18 protein-coding genes are annotated in these 21,313 nt (G+C 73.9%); 12 read left to right on the top strand and 6 right to left on the bottom strand.

The window, feature by feature from the left end; genetic code table 11:
- Window positions 1–63 precede the first annotated feature (63 nt).
- The 5 genes from NAEX_RS36845 to NAEX_RS36825 all read left to right on the top strand — a co-directional run bounded on the left by NAEX_RS36845 (window position 64) and on the right by NAEX_RS36825 (window position 3,748).
- Complete coding sequence (locus NAEX_RS36845) at window positions 64–1,008, top strand: zinc metalloprotease (protein ID WP_096332155.1); 945 nt, start codon at window positions 64–66, stop codon at window positions 1,006–1,008.
- 155 nt (window positions 1,009–1,163) lie between these two features.
- Window positions 1,164–1,355 (top strand): hypothetical protein, encoded by a 192-nt coding sequence (locus tag NAEX_RS36840; RefSeq protein ID WP_096332154.1) that lies wholly within the window; start codon window positions 1,164–1,166, stop codon window positions 1,353–1,355.
- A gap of 15 nt (window positions 1,356–1,370) precedes the next feature.
- Window positions 1,371–2,360: a DUF4003 family protein gene (locus tag NAEX_RS36835; protein WP_096332153.1), complete on the top strand. Its 990-nt coding sequence runs from the start codon at window positions 1,371–1,373 to the stop codon at window positions 2,358–2,360.
- Window positions 2,361–2,405: 45 nt separating this feature from the next.
- On the top strand, window positions 2,406–3,113 hold the full coding sequence (locus tag NAEX_RS36830; protein WP_096332152.1) for a hypothetical protein: 708 nt from the start codon (window positions 2,406–2,408) through the stop codon (window positions 3,111–3,113).
- A 32-nt stretch (window positions 3,114–3,145) separates the two neighbouring features.
- Complete coding sequence (locus NAEX_RS36825; RefSeq protein WP_096332151.1) at window positions 3,146–3,748, top strand: hypothetical protein; 603 nt, start codon at window positions 3,146–3,148, stop codon at window positions 3,746–3,748.
- 145 nt (window positions 3,749–3,893) lie between these two features.
- Here NAEX_RS36825 and NAEX_RS36820 read toward each other — a convergent pair whose 3' ends face one another.
- Window positions 3,894–6,452: a type ISP restriction/modification enzyme gene (locus tag NAEX_RS36820; RefSeq protein WP_143140759.1), complete on the bottom strand. Its 2,559-nt coding sequence runs from the start codon at window positions 6,450–6,452 to the stop codon at window positions 3,894–3,896.
- 42 nt (window positions 6,453–6,494) lie between these two features.
- Entirely contained in the window at window positions 6,495–7,307 is an 813-nt protein-coding gene (locus NAEX_RS51315; RefSeq protein ID WP_170136313.1) for a metallophosphoesterase, read from the bottom strand.
- 818 nt (window positions 7,308–8,125) lie between these two features.
- Between NAEX_RS51315 and NAEX_RS36810 the strand changes: the two genes are divergently transcribed.
- From NAEX_RS36810 to NAEX_RS36800, 3 genes are read left to right on the top strand one after another with little or no spacing between them, the layout of a single operon-like run.
- Window positions 8,126–8,656 (top strand): hypothetical protein, encoded by a 531-nt coding sequence (locus NAEX_RS36810; RefSeq protein WP_096332148.1) that lies wholly within the window; start codon window positions 8,126–8,128, stop codon window positions 8,654–8,656.
- Complete coding sequence (locus tag NAEX_RS36805; protein ID WP_143825702.1) at window positions 8,638–9,921, top strand: hypothetical protein; 1,284 nt, start codon at window positions 8,638–8,640, stop codon at window positions 9,919–9,921. The genes NAEX_RS36810 and NAEX_RS36805 overlap by 19 nt, the downstream gene beginning before the upstream one ends.
- A 23-nt stretch (window positions 9,922–9,944) precedes the next feature.
- A complete protein-coding gene (locus NAEX_RS36800) occupies window positions 9,945–11,621 on the top strand; it encodes a serine/threonine-protein kinase (protein WP_096332146.1) in 1,677 nt (558 codons plus the stop codon).
- Window positions 11,622–11,795: 174 nt separating this feature from the next.
- Here NAEX_RS36800 and NAEX_RS36795 read toward each other — a convergent pair whose 3' ends face one another.
- The 3 genes from NAEX_RS36795 to NAEX_RS36785 all read right to left on the bottom strand — a co-directional run bounded on the left by NAEX_RS36795 (window position 11,796) and on the right by NAEX_RS36785 (window position 15,560).
- Window positions 11,796–12,443, bottom strand: coding sequence for an RNA polymerase sigma factor (locus tag NAEX_RS36795; RefSeq protein WP_096332145.1), 648 nt, complete (start codon window positions 12,441–12,443; stop codon window positions 11,796–11,798).
- Between the two features lie 56 nt (window positions 12,444–12,499).
- Window positions 12,500–13,759: a hypothetical protein gene (locus NAEX_RS36790; protein ID WP_143140757.1), complete on the bottom strand. Its 1,260-nt coding sequence runs from the start codon at window positions 13,757–13,759 to the stop codon at window positions 12,500–12,502.
- Between the two features lie 253 nt (window positions 13,760–14,012).
- The gene (locus tag NAEX_RS36785; protein ID WP_096332143.1) at window positions 14,013–15,560 is read right to left on the bottom strand and encodes an amidase; all 1,548 of its coding nucleotides are present in this window, start codon (window positions 15,558–15,560) and stop codon (window positions 14,013–14,015) included.
- 77 nt (window positions 15,561–15,637) lie between these two features.
- On the opposite strand from NAEX_RS36785, the gene NAEX_RS36780 reads away from it, so the two are divergent.
- Window positions 15,638–16,291, top strand: coding sequence for a hypothetical protein (locus NAEX_RS36780; RefSeq protein ID WP_096332142.1), 654 nt, complete (start codon window positions 15,638–15,640; stop codon window positions 16,289–16,291).
- A 121-nt stretch (window positions 16,292–16,412) separates the two neighbouring features.
- Complete coding sequence (locus NAEX_RS36775; RefSeq protein WP_096332141.1) at window positions 16,413–17,543, top strand: hypothetical protein; 1,131 nt, start codon at window positions 16,413–16,415, stop codon at window positions 17,541–17,543.
- A gap of 174 nt (window positions 17,544–17,717) precedes the next feature.
- Here the strand turns inward: NAEX_RS36775 and NAEX_RS36770 are convergent, their stop codons facing one another.
- Window positions 17,718–18,407, bottom strand: coding sequence for a glycosyltransferase family 2 protein (locus tag NAEX_RS36770; RefSeq protein WP_096332140.1), 690 nt, complete (start codon window positions 18,405–18,407; stop codon window positions 17,718–17,720).
- A gap of 293 nt (window positions 18,408–18,700) precedes the next feature.
- Between NAEX_RS36770 and NAEX_RS36765 the strand changes: the two genes are divergently transcribed.
- Both NAEX_RS36765 and NAEX_RS36760 read left to right on the top strand, forming a co-directional pair.
- Window positions 18,701–19,054 (top strand): DUF2304 domain-containing protein, encoded by a 354-nt coding sequence (locus tag NAEX_RS36765; protein WP_170136312.1) that lies wholly within the window; start codon window positions 18,701–18,703, stop codon window positions 19,052–19,054.
- A gap of 1 nt (window position 19,055) precedes the next feature.
- Window positions 19,056–21,230 (top strand): YfhO family protein, encoded by a 2,175-nt coding sequence (locus NAEX_RS36760; protein ID WP_096332138.1) that lies wholly within the window; start codon window positions 19,056–19,058, stop codon window positions 21,228–21,230.
- The last annotated feature ends 83 nt before the right edge of the window (window positions 21,231–21,313 follow it).

Below are 21,313 nucleotides of genomic sequence, written 5' to 3'. Positions count from 1 at the left end.
TGGTTCCGCCCGGCCGAAGTTGTTTACTCTACGATGGGCCCGTGATCGGGCCGCAAGGAGCTCATGAAGACCACGACTCTATTGTGCACGATCCTCGGCGCGTGCGCGCTCGCGTGCGATGTCCCTGACGATTCCACCCCTGGCGAGGCGCAGGACGTCGTTCTCGACCTCGACGAAGACGCGCGCGACATCTGCGAGATGGACGACGACGCCTGTGTCGAAGACTTCGCGGCCGCCGAAGAGGCTGCCTTGCACGGACGCTGCGGCGTTCACCCGACCGCCTTCGAAGTCGCGGCGATGGAGGCCGACTTCCTGCACCGCTTCGCCGCCGGCCCATCGCAAAAGGTCGAAGGTCCGCGGGCGGCCATCCCGGTGTGGTTCCACGTCATCCGCAGCAACACCGGCGCGGGCGACGTCAGCGACCAGCAGATCAACGCCCAGCTGAACCTGCTCAATTCGACCTACGCCGGGACCGGCTTCTCGTTCGCGCTCGCGGGCGTCGACCGGACCAACAACACCACCTGGTACAACATGGCCTCCGGCAGCTCGGCCGAGCAGCAGGCGAAGAACGCCCTGCGCAGGGGCGGCCCCGAGACCCTCAACATTTACACCGGCAACCTCGGCCAGGGCTTGCTCGGCTGGGCGACCTTCCCCTCCCAGTACAACAGCAACCCGAAGTACGACGGCGTGGTGCTCCTCAACGCCAGCCTGCCCGGCGGCAACGCGGCGCCCTACAACCTCGGCATGACCGGCGTGCACGAGGTCGGCCACTGGATGGGCCTCTATCACACGTTCCAGGGCGGCTGCTCCAAGTCGGGCGACGGCGTCGACGACACCCCGGCCGAGAAGTCGGCCGCGTTCGGCTGTCCCGTGGGCCGCAACACCTGCCCTGCCGCCGGCGTCGACCCGATCCACAACTACATGGATTACACCGACGATGCTTGCATGAACAACTTTACGGCCGGCCAGGCCAGCCGCATGCAGAACTTGATGGCCACGTACCGCTGAAACGGCGGCGGCCCGCCGCGTTCCCCGCGGCCTCTCGCCCTCCGGAGCGCGCGGGCCTCGATTTCACCGACACGCCATTCACTGTCTCGCCCGAAAGGCCGCGTCTCGACATGGAAGGTCACGCGGCCTTCGTTGCAGGTCCACCGCCTGGTGGATTGAAGGCAGGGGACCCCCTGTGTCGAGTCCGGCGAGGGCACACCAACGTCAGCGACGGCTGGCACGACGACGACGAGCAGAACCCGACCGACATCTTCGTTTGCCCGCAGACCTGCGCCGAGATCCAGGGCGTGCACGACGCCGAGATCCACATCGAGTTCGGCTGCGAGACCATCATCGCCCAGTGGTAGACTGATCGCGCAGGCATGTCCTTCCGCGACCAGCACGTCGAGCCCGGTCCTTCGGCCGACCCGTTCGCCCGCTTCCAGGCGCTGTTCGCCGCGCTCGAGGACCTCGGCGGCGACGGCGACTCGCTGCGCCTGGTCGCCATCAATTTGCTCGGCGTGCCCGGCGAACCCGACGCGATCGCCGAGCAGGTCCGCGAGTGCGACCGCCAGCTCGCGCAGCGGTTCGGCTGGTGGAGCAGCACCCCCGGTGACACCCGGCGCGTGCTCGCCTCGCAGCTCGTCAAGACCGGCGACCAGGCAGACGCCTTCGTCGCCGAGGTCGACCGCGTCGCCGCCCTGTTCCGCGACGTCGGCGTCCGTCGCGGCGGCGCCTACGAGACCCTCGCCGCGCTGGTGCTGCGGCGCACGCTCGGCGGCGCGCCGGCCACCCGCGCGCACGTCGAGCGCTTCGCGGCGATCTACGCCGAGATGCAGCGCTATCACTGGTGGCTGACCGGCCCCGAGGACTTCCCCGCGTGCGCCATGCTGGTCGGCTGCGAGGGCACGCCTGCGGACATCGGCGCCGGCATCGAGGCCATCTACCGGGCCCTGCACGAGCGCGCCCGGCTGTGGCAAGGCAACGCCCTGCAGACGGCCGCCAACATCCTCTATCTCAGCCGTCTCGGCCCGCTCGAGATCGCCGAGCGGTTCGCCCTCGTCGTCCGGCAGTTCCGCGCCGCCGGGGCGAAGATCGGCCGGCAGGAGTACGACGATTTGGCGATCCTGTGCTTCCTCGCGCTCCCGGTCGAGCGGATCGTCGCCACCGTGATCGCCATCCGCGACCGGCTGACCGAGACCCGGTGGTGGTCGCGCCGCGGCGACCTCGGGCTGGCCGCCAACCTCGCGTTCGTCCACCTGGTCGGCGAGAACGGCGCGCTCGGCTCGCTCGCCGACGCCAAGCTCTTGCTCGACATCCAGGCCCTCGTGGCCGCCCGCCAGGCCACCGCGGTCGCCATCGCCGCCAGCTGATCGGCCCTTTTTCGCCTCGCCTCGGGTCTGGCATCCTCCTTGGCGATGTCCACGCCGCGGCTGCTGGCGCTCGTGCTCCTGCTCGCGGGGCTGCACCTCGGCGTCGATCCGCTGGCGGCCGAGGTCCTCGGCACCATCGGCGCCGTGCTCGCGGTGACTCGCTTCAGCCCCGGCGATCCGCCGCGCCGTCCCTGGCTGCTCCGCGCCGTCGCGCTCGGCCTCGTCGTGTTCGCCCACGTGCTCCAGCGGCTCGGCCTCGTCACCCTCCACCGCCTCGACTACGTCCTCTTGATCGTCGCCAACATCCTCGGCGCGCTGGCCCTCCTCGGCTTCTTGCGCGTCCTCCGGCAGAGCGGCCTCACCGTCCCGCTGCGCCGGGGCGAGCGCGTCGTCGCCGTGCTGCTCGGCTGCGCCACGCTCGCCGTGGTCGTCTGGATCCTCGCCGCCCTCGTCCTCCACTCGCTGCGCGACCTCGCCGTCGCCGTCAGCACGATCTGCGACGCCGTCGTCTTCACCACCGCCGCCTTGCTGCTGCGTCACGTCCTGCCGATGCGCGGCGGCCTCGTGGCGCGGCCGTACTTCTTGCTCGCCGTCGACGGCCTGTGCTTCCTCGCGCTCGACCTCGCCCACGCGCTGCAGCCGGTGCCGGGCCCGACCGTCGCGCCGCTGAGCGCCCTCGGCCACGCGGCGGGCGGCGCCGCCGGGTTCGCGCAGGCGGCCCTGGTCCGGCGCGGCGCCCAGCCGTCGCGTTGACAGCCTCGCCCCCGCCGCGACAATTTCTCACCATGGCCGAAGAGCCGCACGCGCTCGTCCCCGTCGAGGTCTCGCGTCCCCCCGACGCCTACGAGCAGCGCTACATGGCCGGCGAGGGCACCGTGCTGTACCGCCACAAGCACAGCGCGCCGTGGCAGCTGCACGCGATCTTCGCCCTCAGCATGCTCACCGTGTTCGGCGCCGCCCTGGCCGCCGGCGGCCTCGTCGGCGGCGCCGTCGGGATCGCCGCCGGCCTGCCGCTGTTCGGTCTGATGTGGATCCTCTCCTCGGTCCTGCGCGTCACCGTGTCGGAGGGCCACGTCAACGTCCAGTACGCGATGTTCGGGCCCAAGATCCCGATCGCCGGCATCGAGCACGCCGAGCTCGTGCAGTACGACTGGCGCCGCTTCGGCGGCTGGGGCATCAAGCGCTCGCTGGCCGGCGAGTGGATCTACAACATGCCGGGCGACGGCGGCCGCGCGGTCCGGATCGTCTGGCGCGACGCTCGCGGCAAGCGCCGCGTCACCCACGTCGGCAGCCCGCGCGCCGACGAGCTGCTGCAGCAGATCCGCCGCGCCCAGCGGGCCTTGCCCGCCGGCGCCCGCCCGGCCGCGCTCGATCCCGGCGACGAGTAGCCGCAGCTGCCTCGCTGCGGGTCGCCACCGCCGGAGCTCGCGCTGCCGCGGAGCTCGAGCGCCCGCTACCGCATGTCCTCAAGGACATGCCCGAAGCGACATCGTCTCGCCCGCCAGAGCGCACGGCCCTCGGCTGCGCGCCGCGTCAACGCCCGCGCTCGCGCGCGAACGCCCCTGGCCACCCGCCGTGCGCCGCGATCACGCGATCGACCTCCTCCATCACCGCCAGCGTCGCCTGCAGCGCCGCCACCATCACCCGGTAGTGCCGCACCTCCTCGGCCGTCAGCGTCCGCCCGCGGCGCGCCTTGAGCCACTTCTCGCACGGCGCGTACCCCCCGACCTCGAACGCCCACACGGCGGCCGGCACCCCCGCGAACCCTCGGGCCCTCGCTCTGTCGAGAAAGACATGTCCTTCCGACCATGTCACGGCCTCGACGACGCCCTCCTGCGGACCTGTCCATTCGGCCAGCCCGTCCTCGGACCGCGCCGTCTCGAGCAGGTGCAGCCCGACCAGCCGCTCCCCCGACCTCACCAGCGCGCGCACCAGCCCCGGCGCCGCCGCGATCGGCACCCGCGCGAAGTCCTCGCGGATCGCCGGCCCGTAGCGCGTGCGGTACGTCGGGCTGTGGACCAGCGCGTACACGTAGTGAAGCAGCGCCTCCGGCTCGAGCTCCAGCCCCGTCGCCGCGCGCACCGCCGCCGCGAACTCCGGCCGCAGGTTGGATTCGCGCGCCCCGCCTTCGCCGCGCAGGTACAGCGGCGCCAGGAAGTCCTGCCCGCGGTTGCCCAGGTAAAACGTCCCGTGGCAGATCGGGTCGCGCGTCACCCCGAAGTGCGACACGCGCTGCCCGACGATCTGGCGGTTATACACCAGCGCCAGGTTGTCGCCCGCCAGCATGTGCCGCATCACCGCCGCGCGCGGCCGGCCCAGGAATCCACCTGACCTTTCAGACATGTACGTCCAGCGCCAGTCGAACGGCCGGTAGAGGATCCGCCGCACCCGCTCCGGCGCCGGCCCGAGCGCGCGCAGCTCCGCCTGCGCCGCCGCCAGTGACCACGCGCCCCCTGCCCCGATCGCCAGAGCCCGCCGCGCCTCCGCCTCGCTCGCGCCCGCCAGCAGCTCGACCCGCGCTCGCACCTCGGCCGCCGTCCAGCCGATGCACACCGGATCGTTCTTGCTCTGGATCCCCGAGCTGTGGACCGCGAAGATCGCCGGCAACGGCCACCAGCCCGCGTACTCGGCCGGCACGTCACCTGTCTCGTCCGACATGTCCCAGCGGTAATACGGCGCCCGCGGCTCGTGCGGCCGCAGCAGCGCGTGCAACCGCTCCGGCTCGCCGAGCCGCGCCAGCTTGTCGGCCCGGCGCCCGCGCAGCGAACAGCCGTGGTGCCCCGCCCCGCCGCCGCGGCACAGCCACGCGATCGCCACCCCCTGCGTGATCGCAAACACGTTCTCGTCGATCACCTCGCCGCGCACGTCGCCGTGCAGGTCGACCACGCGGCGCCACGGGAACGTCGCCTGCAGGCTGGCCCGCAGCCCGCGCTTGGCGATCCCCACCAGCAGGTCGCGGTTGATCACCAGCCCCACCACTGCGCGCGGCACCTGCTCGGCCAGCCACTCGGCCAGGCGCAGGAACTTCCACTCGTCGCGCAGCAGGTCGCTCTTGGTCTCGGACAGCCCCGACTTCCACCGGCGCAGCTCGCCCACCAGCCACGGCGGCGCCGACGACGACGACGCGTACGGCGGATTGCCGATCACCACCGTGAACCGCCGACCCGGCGGCTCGGCCAAAGCGTCGCGTCGAACGAGGCCGCACGGCTCCTCGCCGCTCGGGGTGTAGCCGCTGCGGATCAGCGCGTCCGCCAGCCGCAGCCGCGCGACCACCAGCGGCGCCAGCATCGGCTCGTACGCGTGCAGCCGCGGCAGCAGGTGCGCCGGCACGTACGCCCGCCAGCGCTGCAGCACCGCCGGATCCTCGGCTGCACGCGCGCCGAGCTCGCGGCGCCAGCGATCCTTCATCGTCCGCTCGATCGACCGCACGCAAGCCAGCACGAACGCCCCCGTCCCGCACGCGAAGTCGAGGATCGACACGAACGGCGCCGACCCGTCCGGCACGCCCGAGAGCTTCACGCCGGAGCCCGCCGCGCCCCTCCCCTGCGCCGAGTGATTCACGCCAGAGCCCGGCTCGTTCATCACCTGCGCCCACGTGTCCGTGGCCGCCAGCCCGTCGGCGAGCCCGAGCTGCTCGCGCAACGCCTCGTCGACGCCGGCGACGATCGCCGTCACCAGCGCGCGAGGCGTGTAAAACACACCGCGTCGCCGTCGCAGCCCCGGATCGAGGGCCGCCAGCAGCGGCTCGAAGAACGCCTCGGCGGCCTCCTCGCCGCCCACCGGCGGCAGCGCGTCGAGCCGTCCGGCGATCCGCGCCAGCTCGTCCGTCAGCGGCCCCGTCAGCGCCGCCAGCTCCCGCCGCAGCCCGGCCGCGCGCGCCAGCTCGCGCGCTCGCGCCAGCGTCGTCCCCTCACCTGTCTGTTCGGACAGCCCACGCGCGGCGAACAGCGCCGCGACCAGCGCCTGCGCCTGCGCCTCTGCCTCCACCTCGCCGGTCAGCGGCACCAGCCGCGGCTGCAGCGCGCGGACCTCGGCCGCCAGCATCGGCGCGAGCGCCCCGGCCCGCTCGCTGGCGCGTCCACGCCGTGGCACGCGCGCAGCCTAACCGAACCTGTCCCTGCGGACAACGCCGCCTCACGCCGGGTGGAGCCGGCGGATCTCGTAGCCCTCGCGCAGATCGGCCACCGAGTTGTACCTCGAGGACAGGTTCAAAAAGACATATCGCTTGTGCGACCGCGGCGCCCCGAAGATCACCGGACAGGCCTGTCGCAGGCCGCTGGAGAAGAAACCCTCCTCGTCGCGGTCGTGGCCGTGGATCACCAGCGACACCGGCACCGCGCTGGCCGACACCCGCGCCAGCAGCCGCGCCGTCACCTCGTCGCGCTGCCCGTAGCTGCACAGGAACGTCGCCAGCAGGTGGCGGCGGTACGGGTCGTTGTCGCGGGGCGACAGCCGCACCCCGTCGAGGTCGTCGAACTGTTGCAGGCGGTCGTCGGGCGAGCCGTGCGACAGCAGCACCCCGCACGGCGCCGCGATCGCCAGCAGGGCCGGCTCGAACAGCGCCCGCAGGTCGGCCAGCTGCGCCGGCGTGCAGCGGCCTTCGAGCGCCGCCACCTCGTCGGTGTGAAACTTCGCCGTCCGCGGCCCGCCGACGTGCCCGTGGTCGTGGTTCCCGAGCACGTAGTGGACCCGGCCCGGGTAGGCGCGCTGCAGCTCGAGGATCGCCGCCACGATCTCGGCGGACATGTCCGAATAGTCATACAGCTCGGGCCGGCGTCCGCGCGCCTCGGCGCTGGGCCCGTGGACGGTGTCCCCGAGGATCGCCCAGTGTGTCGCCGGCTCGGCCGCCGAGGCCGCCAGGAAGTGCTCGCGCAGCGCCGCGAAGTCGTCCCAGCAGCCGTGCAGATCGGTGCTGATGATAAGCGCGCCGCGCGACGGCAGAATCACGGTCCTGCGCCCCATCTTCCCGACGGCGATGATACACGAGAACCGATCGACGAGGCCGCGACATCCTCGGCCGCGCGGGTCCGCGCCCGCGCGACGATCGTATGGTCGAGGCCGATGCACGATGGTGGTCGGTCGCCGAGGGCTGCACACCACGAGCGCATGCGCACTGTCGCCGCGACCGATCGCGTCGGCGGCTTCGGCTTCGCCTGGCCACTGCGCCGGCGCTCCGTGCCTCTCATGAACACGCTGCAATGCGCCCGTGCGGCGGCATCGAGGCCTCGCTCCATGCCTCGCGGCCAGCGGTCCGAGTTCGCCGGGCGATCCCACGACCGCACGGGTCGCGCCGCAGCGCCGCCGACACGTCGTACATGCAGGGACTTCTGGCATGAAACGACAGCCCGCTCCCTGACCCTCGACCACACCGGTCCCTTGCGGTGAGAGTCGGCGCACCACGCACGCTGGCGCTCGCGGCCGGACGCCGGCTCGAGCGCTGACGATCGACCGCAACGGTCGCCGCCAGTCCGATTCGATGCAGCCCCCGAAACTCGCCGCTTGCGATCCAACTGCGCTCCTCACCCTGCTCGCCCGGGTCCACGGCGGACGGCAGCGGCATGCGTCGCGCCCGCTCATCTCGAGCCTCGGGGTCGGCAACGTGGCCCCTCGCGTCGAGCTCGACACCGGCAGCCTCGCGCCGAAGCTTCGCGTTCGCACGGCCCCAATCATCGCTCGCGTCGTCACGCGACACGGCCGTCGGACCTGCCGCCGGCGCTCTGGCTGCCACTTGTCCGCGCCGGCCGCTCCGCGCTATCCTCGCCGCCGTGCGAATCGCCGCGCGAGTCGGCCTGTGCGTCGTCCTGTTCGGTTTCGGGAGCGCCTTCGCGGCCTGCTTCAAGGCCGACTTCCTGCTCGGCGCCGTGTGCAACCGCGACGACGCTTGCGGCCAGGATCAGGGCCTGTGCTGCTCGGGGACGCGCTGCCGGCCCGCCCCGGAGCACTGCGATCGCGGCGAGAACGAGGACACCAGCTACCAGTGGGCCTACACCGGCTGCGACGTCGACGAAGACTGCCACGCCTACGGCATGCCGCGCTGCGTCCACCGCGAGGGCGCGGCGCGGGGCTTCTGCGCCGACCTGTGCGAGGGCGTGCCCGAAAACTGCGAGCAGCACCCGGATTCGGACAGCCGAATCTGCCTCGACATCGACGGGCAGCCGCTGTGTGCGCTCCGCTGCTGCAGCGCGGGGTGCGAGGCCGACACCGACGGCAGCGTGTGCCCCGGCAAGGGCGCGTGCCCCGCTCCCTGTCCCCCCGGCATGGCGTGTCTGGAGGACGTATGCGTGCCGACGAAGTGATCGTCGTGATCACCGGGCGAACGCGTCGCGACCGCGCAGACGCGGGCGAGCGCCAGGCGTCTCCGGGGCTCGCGACCCGCCCGCCTCGGCCCGCCCGCCCTTCCACGGCCGCCCTCGCCCTCATCCTGTCCTTCGAGACAGCATCGGCCCGCGCCGCCGTCCCCGTCGACCTGTCGCTCGAGCCACCCTCCCCGCGCCACGCCATCGACCTGTCCTCCGAGCCTGCCGCTCACGCTGCCGACGCGACCCTCCCCGTCTCCGAGCACCCGTCCTTCGAGACAGCCTCGGCCCGCGCCGCCGTCCTCGCCCCCCTCAGGTCGTCCTCGGCGACGTCCGTCGCCGTCGCCATCGACCTGTCCCTCGCGCCACCAGCCCCCTCGCCCCGCGACCTCGCCTACGAGCGAGGCCAGGCGGCCAAGGAGGCCGGCGACGACGCTCGCGCCGGCGACGAGTTCGCCCGCGCCTACCGCCTCACCGCGGCCGACGAGACCGGCCCGCGGCTCATGCTCCTGCGCGAGAGCGTCGACGCCCGCCTGCGGGCGCACGAGCGCGGCGGCGACGCTCGCGAACAGCTCTGTCCGGCTCGCGCCCTGCTGCGCGAGCACCTCGCGGGCGCCGGCGCCGACCCGCTGGCCGACGAGCGCGCCCGGCTCGCCCGCGTCGAGCAGGGCCTCGCCGCCGTCGACTGCGACGCGCCCGCCGGGCCTGCCCCTCAGGGACCCTCGCCCCGCCAACCCGCCCCCGAGGACACGTTTCCAAGCTCCCCCCGACCTGTCCCCCGGGACACCTCACCTGTCCCTCCGAGCACCTCTCCTGCGATCGCGGCGCCTCGGCAACCTGATCCGAAGGACATGTCCGGACCGCCAGCAAGCGCGACCCGACCCGGCCGCGCCTTGAGGATCGCCGGCGCGGCCGTGCTCGGCGTGGGCGCGGCCGCGCTCGTGCCCATGGGCGTCGGGATCGCCCTCGCCCGCGACGCCACGCGCGACGGCCGGCGCGTCTGCTGGGGCATGGACATCGCCTGCGACGGCGGCAACAGCCTCGAGGTGCAGGAGATCCTGAACCGCGGCTACGACGCCGACCGGATCGTCCGGATCGCCGCGCCGATCGCCGGCGTCGCCCTGCTCGGCGGTTTCGTCCTCCTCGGCGTCGGCCTCGCCCTCCGCGCCCGGCCGCCCGTCGCCCTCGCCCCCGCCTCGGCCCCGGAACCCTCGGCGTCGGGCTCCAGGGCCGCTTCTGACGGCCCCCGCGGCCGCGCGTGTTAGACTCGCCCGCCGCAGGGCGACGCGTGGACGAGGCAGGCGACAGCACGTTCCCGAACTGGCCCGAGCTGCGGCGCCTCTTCACCTACGACGAGCTCGTCGGCAAGGTCCTGCAGGGCCGGTACGAGGTCGTCCGGCGGCTCGGCGCCGGCGGCATGGGCGTGGTGTTCCTCGCCCGCCACGTCCACCTCGACAAGCTGTTCGCGCTCAAGATCATCAGCGCGCGCTACCTCGACGAGCCCGAGATCGGCCGCCGCTTCCTGCTCGAGGCCCAGGCCGCGTCGAAGATCGATCACCCCAACGTGGTCGGGATCACCGACTTCGGGCCGCCCGAGGCCGGCCCGACCTTCTTCGTCATGGAGTACCTCGAGGGCGAAGACCTCGCCCGCACGCTCGCGCGCGAGGGCCCGCTGGCGTGGCCCCGCGCGCTCCACATCGTCACCCAGATCGCCCGCGCCCTCGCGGCGGCGCACCAGCGCGGCGTCGTCCACCGCGACATCAAGCCGCAGAACTGCCTCCGCGTCGGCCGCGACGGCGACCCCGACTTCATCAAGGTCCTCGACTTCGGCCTCGCCAAGATCCTCTCGGGCACCCACAAGAGCACCTGGACCGTCGGCGGCTCGCCGGGCTACATCGCCCCCGAGATCTACCGCGGCGGCCGCACCGATCACCGCGTCGACATCTTCGCCCTCGGCGTCGTGCTCCACACCCTCCTGCTCGGCCGCCTGCCGGCCCAGGCGCCGAGCGACGTCGAGCTGCCGCCGCACGCCCCGGTGCTGCACACCGCCGATCTGCCCGCCCCGCTGCGGGCCGTCATCGACCGCGCCACCGCCGAGGACCCCGAGCGCCGCCACCCCTCGGCCGACGCCCTCCTCGCCGCCCTCGCGGACGCCCGCGCCGCCCTCGAGAGTCCTTCAGTACATGCTCTCGAGGACATGCCCGATCGGCCACGCGCGCGCCCGGCCCGCCGGGGCCTGCTCCTCGCGGCCTCGCTCGGCGGCGCGCTGGCCGTCGCCGCCGCCGTCGTCAGCACCCGTGAAGCCTCCGGCGACGCCGCCGGCCCGACGCTCACCGCGACCGCCGCCGACCCGGCCCCGACGCCGGCCTCTGCCATCGCCCGGTCCGACGACCCGGCGACGACCGCCGCTCCCGCGACCCCCCTCTCGCCCGCTGGCGCCGTCCCGGAAGGCCCCGCCCCCGCGGTCCCCATCGCGCCTGCCTCGGCCGTTGCGCCGGATATCCCCGCTCCGGTCGAGTCCCTCGCACCCGGCCCGGCGGGCGATTCGGCGGCCCCAACGCCCTCCGCGACGCGAGCAGCCGGGCCCGCCGCCGGCGCCCGGGAGAGCGCGCTCACGGCACCAGGCGCAAAGGACATGTTCGAGCAGACATTGCCCAAAGCACCTGTCGCAAGTACCAGCCACCGCCCGCCGCAGCCGCTGGCGCCGTTCGACCCGGCCGCCGCGCGGGCCCAGCTCGAGCGCCGCGCCGCCGACGTCCGCGCCTGCAAGGCCGACTCGAGCTTCCGCACCATGACCGCCACCGTGAGGCTCGCCGGCACCGTCACCGTCTCGCCGCGCGGCAAGGCCACCGTCGCGCTCCCGCCCGGCTACGACGTGAGCCCCTGCCTCGAGCGTCTGGTCGCAGGCACCCGCTTCCGCCCCAGCCTCGACGGCGGCGAGTTCGCCTTCACCTTCCTGCTCTGACCCGACGCGTCCGGGTGACCTGTCCCCCAAGGACGTCCTCGCCAGACCGGACCCGCAACCTCCGGCGCAGCGAGCGAAACCCGGCCATTTATCTGTCCTCGAGGACATCATCTTCCGACTGCGGCTCCGAGCGAAGCCCGCGCCGCAGCCGCAGCCGCGGTGCATCGCCCGCACCTATCCCGGCGCCGGGCCCAGCCCCATCCGCGCGAGCTGGGCGTCGAGGCGCTCCTTCGCCACGCGCAGCCGGCTCTTGGCGGTGTTCTTCGGGATCTCGTACACCGCGGCGATCTCGGCGCTCGTCATCTCCTGCGCGTAGCGGAGCTCGAGCAAGATCTGCAGGTCGAGCGGCAGCTTGCGCAGCGCCGCCGACAGGCGCTCGAGCTTCGCGTGGGCCGAGGCCTGCCGGCTCGGCGACGGCGACAGATCTTCGAGCGACGACAGGCTCGGGTCGAACTGGGCCGCGCGCGCCTTCTTGCGGTAGTGCGCGAACAGGACGAAGCGGGCCGTCCCGTACAGGTAAGCGCGGAACGTCGCCGCGATCGGCTCGCCCGCCACCACCTCCTCGCCGGGCACGACGAAGCGGTCGCGCGCGTGCGTCAGCGCCTCCCACGTCTGCTGCGCCAGGTCGTCGACCTCGAAGTCGCGCACCTTGTCGGCGAAGAAGCGGACCACCTGCGGCCCGTAGTGGCGCACCAGGCCGTCGCCGGCGCGCGCGTCGCCGGCCCGCCAGGCCGCCAGCAGCGCCAGGTCCTCGTCGTTGCGGGCCATCGCCGCCGCGCGCGGGCCCTCGACCTGGTCTTCGGGTCTGGTGGACTTCGACATGCGGGGCGGGTCGCGAGGATCGCACGACCCGCCCCGGCCTCCAAGGGCCTCCTGGCTCAGCCGCCGGCCAGCGCCGCGCTGATCTCGCCCACCGCCGTCACGCTCCCGCTGAGCGCGCCCGAGCCGCTCTGGATGAGCGTGCCCACGGCCTCGAGCTCGGCCAGCGCGCAGGGCAGCCCGAACGAGGCCCGAGGGTCACCGGCGAGGTCTCCGGGCAACGACGCCAGCAGGTCCACCGCTGCGTCGCCCAACCCCGCCCCCGCGCCCAGCACCAGCTCGGCCCGCGCGCTCGCGGCCAGCAGGCCGGCGTAGCGCAGGCGGAAGCCCTCGACCCACGCCTTGAACTTGGCCCGCTCGAGCTCGTCGAAGCCCGCCTTCCACTGCCACAAGATCTCGAGCGACGGCGGCGTGCACTGGGCCTGCATCTTCGCCTCGGCCTCGACGCTCGCCTCGCACTCGGCCTTGGCCTTCGGCGGCACCACCTCGCCGTCGCACGAGCCGTCGCACTGGGCGCTGGCGTCGGCGGCCGCCTGGCACCGAACTTCTGCCCCGGCCTCGCACTGGCCGTCGGGCGCCTCGTACTCGCACGAGCCCTGGCAATTGCCGTCGCAATGCGCCCCGGCCTGGAGCTCGCAGGAGCCCATGCACTTGCCCATGCACTCGCCCGCGCACTGGCCGTCGGCGCCGGTCACCGAGCAGGTCCCGTCGCACTCGCCGTTGCACGTGCCGTTGCACTGCAGGTCGCCCCCGAGCTCGCAGGTGCCGGTGCAGGAGCCGCTGCACTGCAACTCCGGCGCCGTGCCCTTGCACATCACCTTGGCCGAGGCGTCGCAGCTCGCCGAGGCGCTGGCGTCGACCGTGCAGGTCCCCTTGCACTCGACCGACGCCATCCCCGGATCGATCTCCGCGTCGCACTTGGCCGACGCGTCGATCGCCACCTTCGCGTCGACCGTGCAGCGCGGCGGCGCGTACTTCACCTTCAGCCCGCCGTCGATCGCGGTCTCGAACTTGGCCGAGAGCGCCGCCCGGATGTCGGCCGCGCTGGCGCCCGCGTCGAGCGCCAGCGACACCGCGATCGCCCGCAGCTCGGCGTCGACCCCGGCCTTGACCTCGAGCGCCGCCTTGTCGAACCCGACCACGGCGGCGAAGAAGGCGTCCACGCTGGCGATCCCCGAGATCGACGCGTTGCCCTCGGCGAGGCCTTCGAGCGGGCATTCAAGGCCGCAGACATCGTTCTCACAGCCCGGAGTCGCAGCGATGAGGACGCCGAGGCCGAGGCCGAGCGCGAGCGTGGAACCACAGATATTTCGGAACATGTTCATTGTCTCCTGTCTCAAAGGACTCGTTGTCGAGGCGCACCTGCCCTGACCCCGAGGCCAGGCGATGGAGGTCGATCGCCCGGCCTGGGTCGCAGGCGCCGGTCTTGCGCGTTCGGCCCAGAGGTGTCGCGACCCGCCCGGGGGGATCGGATTTTTTTCGCGCCTCCCTCGCGAGCCCCTGCGCGGTTCCGCACACCTCCCAGCAGGCCCCGGGAGGGCCGGCGCGCCTACCTCGGCCGCATCCGCGCGCTCACGGATCGCGCGTCACCGTCGGCCGGAACGTCGGCGCCCGGCGAGCGCGCGTCTTTTGCTCGAACGCGTAGCCCATCGCCAGCAGCTCCGCCTCGCCGCGCGGCTCGCCGAGGAACGCCAGCCCGACCGGCAGCCCGTGGATGTGTCCCATCGGCACCGTCAGGCTCGGCGTCCCCGCCACCGCCGCCGCCCCGTAGCCGCCGCCGCCGCTGCTCCTGTCCCCGAGGACAGGGTCGATCGGCCAGGCCGGGCCCATCGCCGGCGCGACCACGGCGTCGAGGCGGTGCTGCGTCAGCGCCGCGCCGAGCCCCTCGTCCCACGCCAGCCGCCGCGCGGCCGCCCGCGCCGCCGTGTACGCCGGCGTGTCGAGCCCGCCCTTCGCCTGCGCCTGCTCGAGCAGCTCCTGCCCGAACCACGGCATCACCGCCCGGGCGTGCTCGCGGTTCCACGCGATCAGCCCCGCCAGCGACGACACCGGCGCCCCCGACTCGCGCAGGTAGCGGTCGAGCCCGTCCTTGAACTCGTACAGCAGCACCTCGAACTCGTGCTCGCCCCACTCCTGCCAGGTGGCGATCTCGACCGGGTCGACGACCTCCGCCCCGGCCGCGCGCAGCGACGCCAGCGCCTGCTCGGTGAGCGCGTCGAGCCGCGGGTCGCCGCCCATCGCTTGCCGCAGCACCCCGATCCGCTTGCCTCGCAGCGCCGCCGGGTCGAGCCCGGCCGTGTAGTCACCTGTCCCTTCGGTCATCCCGTTCAGCAGCAGCGCCGCGTCGCGCACTGTCCGCGCCATCGGCCCCGCCGTGTCCTGCGTCGCCGAGATCGGGATGATGCCCGCCGCGGGCACGAGGCCGACGGTCGGCTTGAGCCCGACGAGCCCCTGGATCGCCGCCGGGCAGAGGATGCTGCCGTCGGTCTCGGTGCCGACGCCGGCGGCGGCGAGGCTGGCCGCGATCGCAGCGCCGGTGCCGGAGCTCGAGCCGCACGGGTTGCGATCGAGCCCGTACGGGTTCTTCGTCTGCCCGCCGCGGCTGCTCCAGCCCGAGGTCGAGTTGGTCGAGCGGAAGTTGGCCCACTCGCTGAGGTTCGTCTTGCCGAGGATCACCGCCCCGGCCGCGCGCAGGCGCGTCACCAGCGGCGCGTCGGTCCGCGGGCGGTGCTCCGCCAGCGCCAGCGAGCCGGCCGAGTTGACCATCCCGGCGACGTCGATGTTGTCCTTGATCAGCAGCGGAATCCCGTGGAGCGGCCCGCGTACGCGGCCCTGCGCGCGCTCACGATCGAGCGCCTCGGCGTCGGCGCGCGCGTGGGGGTTGACCTCGATGACGGCCGCGAGCGCCGGGCCCGCGTCGTCGATCGCCGCGATCCGCTCGAGGTACGCCGCCGTCAACGCTGCGGACGACAGCACCCCGGTCTGCATCCGTCGCTGCGCCTCCGCGAGCTCGAGCTCAATCACGTCGATCGCCGCGGCCGTCGCGACAGACCGCGTTTTGTCGGGGTGTACACAACTCGAACACAGCAGCGCAACCACGACGGCCAGCGAGCGACGCATCGACCGCAGCTTATCCGCGGCGCGCGTGCTTGACGATGGCGCGGGCGCGGCGGACCCTGCGACGAGGGAGGTGAATCATGGCCGACCGCAAGCCGATCGAACCCCTGGCGATCTTCGACTCGATCGTCGTCATCGATGCCACCCCGCTGCTCGGCGAGCCGCAGACGACGGCCGCCGGGGCGCTCGCGGCGCTGTCCCGCGCCGGCGGGCTCGCCCGTGAGCCCGACCTCCCGCTGCCCCGCGCCGCCCCGCCGGAGCGGCTGTCGCACGCGCACCTGCTCGACATCCTGCGCCGGGTCGACGGCGTCGACATCAAGCGGCTCGACCGCGGCGACGCCCTGCGGGCCAGCGACCTGCGGCTGTCGCCGCGGCGGCCGTACATCGACGGCCGCGGCCACCTCGACTTCTACGGCGCGCGCGTCCTCGGCGGCGACTCCGACCTCGCGCACTTCACCGACGACGACCCCGAGCTGGCGCGGGTCGAGATCTGGCTCAAGGGCCTGGTGCCCGGCGGCTCGTACCTGGCCCAGCTCCGCCTGTCGGGCCCGAGCAGCGGCCGGTTCCGCGTGCGCGGCAGCGACACCGGCGGCGAGATCGAGTTCGCCGCCGGCCCCGGCCTCACCGTCCTCGCCGTCGTGCAGGACGTCCAGCACGAGCTGTCGCTGCTCGCCGTCGAGGCGCTGGAGTGCGCGAGCTGGACCTTCTACGACATCAGCTTCACGCCGCTGTGACTGTTCTTCGGGGCATGTCCCCGCGAACATGTCCTGCCCGCCATCCCGTGGCCTCGCGGCCCCAGACGCGCCGGTCCCGCTGCCGGTGGCGCCCGGGCGCGCGCTCGGCGATACTGCGGCCATGAAGGCCACCATCCGCACTCCCCTCGCGTTCTTGGTCCTCCTGCTCGCCTGCGACTCCGCGGCCGAAGGCAACGGCAAGGTCGAGGCCAAGGCCGACGCCAAGGCCGACATCCAGCTCGACACCAAGGCGGTCGCCGACGCGGCCGCCAAGGCGCGGGCCGACGCCGACGCGAAGGCAGAGCTGGCCGCCGGCGCGGCCGCGCAGGTCACCGTCCCGCCGCTCAAGGCCGTCGCCGACGTCGAGGCCGCGCTCGGCACCAAGGTCGCGCTCAAGCCCGCGGACCTCGACCTCAAGGGCGTCGTCGACCTGCTGGCGAAGGGCGAGCTCAAGACCGCCGCCGAGCTCGAGCTGTTCCTCAACGCGCCGGGCGGGGCGGCCCACCGCGTCGACTTCGACGCCGACGGCAGGCTCGACTACCTGCAGGTCGTCGAGCTCCGCGCCGGCGGCGACGTCAATTTCGAGCTGCGCGCCGTCCCCTCGAGCAAGCTCGACGCCTCGCTCGCCGTCCTGGTCGCCACCATCGGCACCGTGCGCGCCGAGGCCGAGGGCGCGCTCAAGGTCGTGGCCAGCTACTCGGCGGCGGTCGAGGGCGGCGCCGACCTCGAGTTCGAGCGCGACTTCAAGGCCGAGTTCAAGGCCGACGGCGTGGTGCTGGCCGACGCCGGCGCCGGCGCCTTCTTCGGCTGGGCGGTCGACGTCGGCCGGCCCGCGTACGTCAGCGCCCACGTCTCGCCGGTCGACATCCAGCTCGGCGCCGACGGGGCCGCGCAGTTCGCCGGCGACGTCTCGGCCTCGCTGGCCGCCGCCCGCCTCGCGGCCCTGCGCGCCGCGATCAAGGTCGAGGCGCTGGCGCTGGCCGCCGTCGACGTGCCCAAGGTCGACGTCACCCCGCCCAAGGTCGACGTCAAGGGCGCCGCCAAGGCCAAGGGCGGCATCGACATCGACCACTCGGCCAAGGCCGAGAGCTCGGTCAAGGTCGGCTCCGGCGGCGGCGTCAACGTCGGCAGCGGCGGGATCAAGGTCGGCGGCAGCGCGGGCATCTCGGTCGGCGGCAGCGCCGGCGTGTCGGTCGGCGGCGGCGGCAGCGGCAAGGGCAAGGCCGGCGCCGGCTTCAAGATCGGCAAGTGAGCGCGGCGCGGCGCGATCGTCCGGCACCGAGGGGGAGATCGGTGCCCTGGGCTCGACGAGCGGGCCCGGCGCGATGCGCCCGGCGGCAGTCGGCCGACGTCTCGCCTGCCCTTCGAGGCATGTCCCATCGCACATGCTCTTGAGAGCATGCCCCTTTGCACATGATCCGTCGAGCTAGCCCATGATCCGGCGGACCAGCAGGTCGAACAGGATGCTGAGCGCGTCGAGGGCCGACTGGCCCTTGCGGCGCGACCACTCGGTGTAGCGGATCGTCACCGGCACCTCGACGAAGCGCAGGCGCAGGCGGCGGATCTCGTGCAGGATCTCCGACGCGTGCGCCATCCGGTTCTGCGTGATCCGCAGCGCGCGCGCGGCCGCGGCCGTGAACGCGCGCAGGCCGTTGTGCGTGTCGGTGATGTCGAGTCCGGCCGCCACGCGGGTGAACGCGGTCGCCAGGCGCAGCACCAGGCGGCGGCTCTGCGGCATGCCCACCGTGCCGCCGAGGAAGCGCGAGCCGAGCGCGACGTCGGCGCGGCCCTCCGCCAGCGGGGCGACCAGGGCCGCGACGTCCTCGGCGCGGTGCTGGCCGTCGCCGTCGAAGGTGACGACGTAGCGGGCGCCGCGGGCCAGCGCCAGGTCGATGCCGGTCTGCAGCGCCGCGCCCTGGCCGAGGTTGACGGCGTGGCGCACGACCGTCGCGCCGGTGTCGCCCAGGCGCGCGGCGGTGTCGTCGCTCGAGCCGTCGTCGACCGCGATCACGTTCGGCCAGGCGCGCAGCAGCTCGGCCAGCACCTCGCGGATCACCGGCCCCTCGTTGTAGCAGGGCACGACGATCGTCACTTCCGCGGGCGAGGGCGGCGACATCGGCCGGCATTGTCGGGCCCCGGCGACCGCGAAGCAATCGCCGCGGCCTCCGGTGACCGCGGAGCCCGCGAAGCCATCGCCGCAGCGAGGCGGCAGCGGCGGCGGTGAGGGGCCTCGGCCCCGAGGCGTCGGCCGCGGCGACCGCGAACTCATCGCCGCGATGCGAGGCGGCGACGTCGGCTCGCGGCGGCACGGCGAGCACGCTCCGACCGCGGCTCCGCCCGCTGCGAGGGCTACGCCGCGAATTGACTTCCGCGGCGGCGCGGTCGATGCTCCGGCGACCGCGGGCGTCCATGGCGATCCAGTTCGTGCTCATCGGCGGCAGCCTCGTCCTCCTGTTCCACTTCTTCGTGCGAGCGCGGCGGCGGCCGGTGCAGAAGCTGGCGATGACGGTGGTGTTCGCGGCGATCATCTTTTTGGCGATCTTCCCCGACGTCTCGACCTGGTGCGCCCACCGCGTCGGCGTCGGCCGCGGCGTCGACCTCGTCTTCTATCTCAGCTCGCTGGTGCTGCTGTTTTTGTGCTTCAACCTCTACCTCGGGCAGAAGGCGCTCGAGGATCGGCTGACGATCGTCGTCCGCGAGCTCGCGCTGCAGCCTCACCGCCCGCGGCCCGACGCGCCGCCCTCGGGACACGCGGAGCCTTAGCATGGCGCGGCGCGTCCTCGCGGGGTTCGGGCTCGCGGGCCTGTACGCGGCCGTGTTCCTCGCGTTTCACCCCGCGCTCGTCAGCGGCGACGCCTTCCTCGGCTGGGACGCCGTCAACGAGCACTGGGGCGACCTGCTGGTCCCCGTGCACGCCCTGCGGGCCGGCGAGCTGCCGCTGTGGAACCCCTACGAGCGCGGCGGCTACGACTTCCTCGCCGACCCGCAGACGGGAGTGCTCTACCCGTTCAACTGGCTGGTGTGGCTCGGCGCCGCGGTGTTCGGCGAGGGCCCGTGGGTGGTCCTGTTCAAGGCGCTGCTGCACGTCGCCATCGGCGGCCTCGGCACGCACTTGCTGCTCGCGCGGCTCGGTCTCTCGCCATCCGCGAGCGCCTTCGGCGGCTTCGCCTTCGTGCTCTCGGGTCGGGTCGCCAAGGCCAAGGACTCGGCGGGCTTGTGGTCGCCGGTGTGGCTGCCGTGGCTGGTGCTCACCGGGCTCGAGCTGGTGCGTCGGCCCTCTCCGCGCAGCGGCCTGGCCTTTGGGGCAGCCACGGCCATGGCCTTCCTCGCCGGCTATCCGCCCAACTTCTTCCGCGACCTCGTCGGCCTCGCGCCGGTGCTGATCGTCGCGCTCGTGCTGGTGGTCCGCGGCCTCCCGGCCGCGCGGCGGCACCTCGCGCGGGTCGCCGGCGCCGGCGTCCTGGCCGTCGCCGTCGTCCTCGGCCTGGCCCTGCCGAACATCGTCGCCACCCTCGCGTGGCTGCCCGAGACCGTGCGCGAGCAGCTCGAGTTCGCCGAGGTCGTCTACTCGACCGCGCGCCCGCTGCACCTGTTCGACGCCCTCGCCCCCGGCACCTGGCGCGACGGCGCGCCCGTCCACTACCTCGGCGCGCTCGCCCTCCTGCTGGCGGTGTTCGCCGTGCGCCGCGACGCCCTGCGGATCACCTACGCCGCCTGCGCCCTCCTCTTCTTCCTGCTCGCGTGCGGCGACGGCTTCTTCCTCCTGCCCTTCCTCGCCCGCCACGTCCCCGGCTTCGGGCTGTGGCGGATCCCCGCCCAGTACTTCTTCGGCTTCGCCTTCTTCGCCGCCGTCCTCGCCGCCCACGGCTTCGACGACCTCGTGCGCGCCGAACCCGAGCGCCGGCGCGCGCTCGCCCGTCGCCTCGCCCTCGTGTTCGCGCCGGCCTGCCTCGGGCTGCTCGTCGCCCTCGCGTGGAGCCGCGCGCCGACGAGCACGGGCCTCGGCGCGCTGTTCGTCGCGCTCGGCGGCGCCTGCCTCGGCGGCCTCTTGAGCGCGCGCCCGTGGTTGCGCCGCGCGGCTGCGCCCGCGGCGCTCGCCGTGGGCCTGCTCGAGCTCAAGGTGCAGGCGCGACAGATCCACGCCATCGCCCAGCGGCCGCCCGATCTCGCGCGCGACGCCGCCCTCGCGCGCCTCGACGACCGCGTCGGCTGGCGCGTCGCCGACGACGAGCACTACCGCTGGCGCGTCGGCGCGCGCCTCGACGTGCGCGACATCTTCGGCCGCAACAGCACCCTCGTCACGCGCCGCTGGCGGGCCTTCGCCGCGCGCGCGCGCGAGCACGCCGGCCTGCTCGCCGCCGCCAACGTGCGCTGGTACGCCGGCGGGCGTCGGGCCGTCGTCCAGCGCAGCGCCGCCGGGCAGTCGCGCTGGATCCCCGGCCAGCCGGTCGAGCTGCTGCAGGCCGCGCCGCTGGCCTACTGGACCGCGCGGGTCGAGCTCGTCGAGCGCGAGGACGACGCCCTCGCGCGTCTGGCCGCGCTCCCGCCCGGCAGCACGGCCTTGCTCGAGGCCCCGCGGCTCGGGCCCGACGACGCCGCCGCGATCGCCGGGCTCCGGCCCGAGCACGCCCCCGTGCCCGCGCTCCTCGACGCGTTCGCCCGCAACCGCCTGGCGCTCACCGTCGACGCCCCTGCCGCCGGCGTGCTGGTGGTGAACGAGGCCTGGGGCCCCGGCTGGACCGCGCGGGTCGACGGCGACGCCGTCCCTGTCCTGCGCGCCAACTACCTGTTCCGCGGCCTGCGGGTCGGCCCGGGCCGGCACGCGGTCGAGCTCGAGTACCGCCCGCCGCGCCTGCGCGCCGCGCTGGCGGTCTACGCGGTCACGGCCCTGCTCGTGCTAAGCGGCATGGTGTGGCTGCCCCGCCGGACAGGTCCCTGAGCGCATGTCCGAGCGGCCATGCTCCTTGGAGCATGCCCTGCGCGACCTCCGCCCGCGGACGCGCCCCGAGACGCGCCGCAGCT

The organism is Nannocystis exedens (assembly GCF_002343915.1).
GTDB classification, from domain to species: domain Bacteria; phylum Myxococcota_A; class Polyangia; order Nannocystales; family Nannocystaceae; genus Nannocystis; species Nannocystis exedens.
The sequence above is the reverse complement of the archived record's forward strand: the minus strand, read 5'-3'. Positions and strand labels throughout refer to the sequence as shown.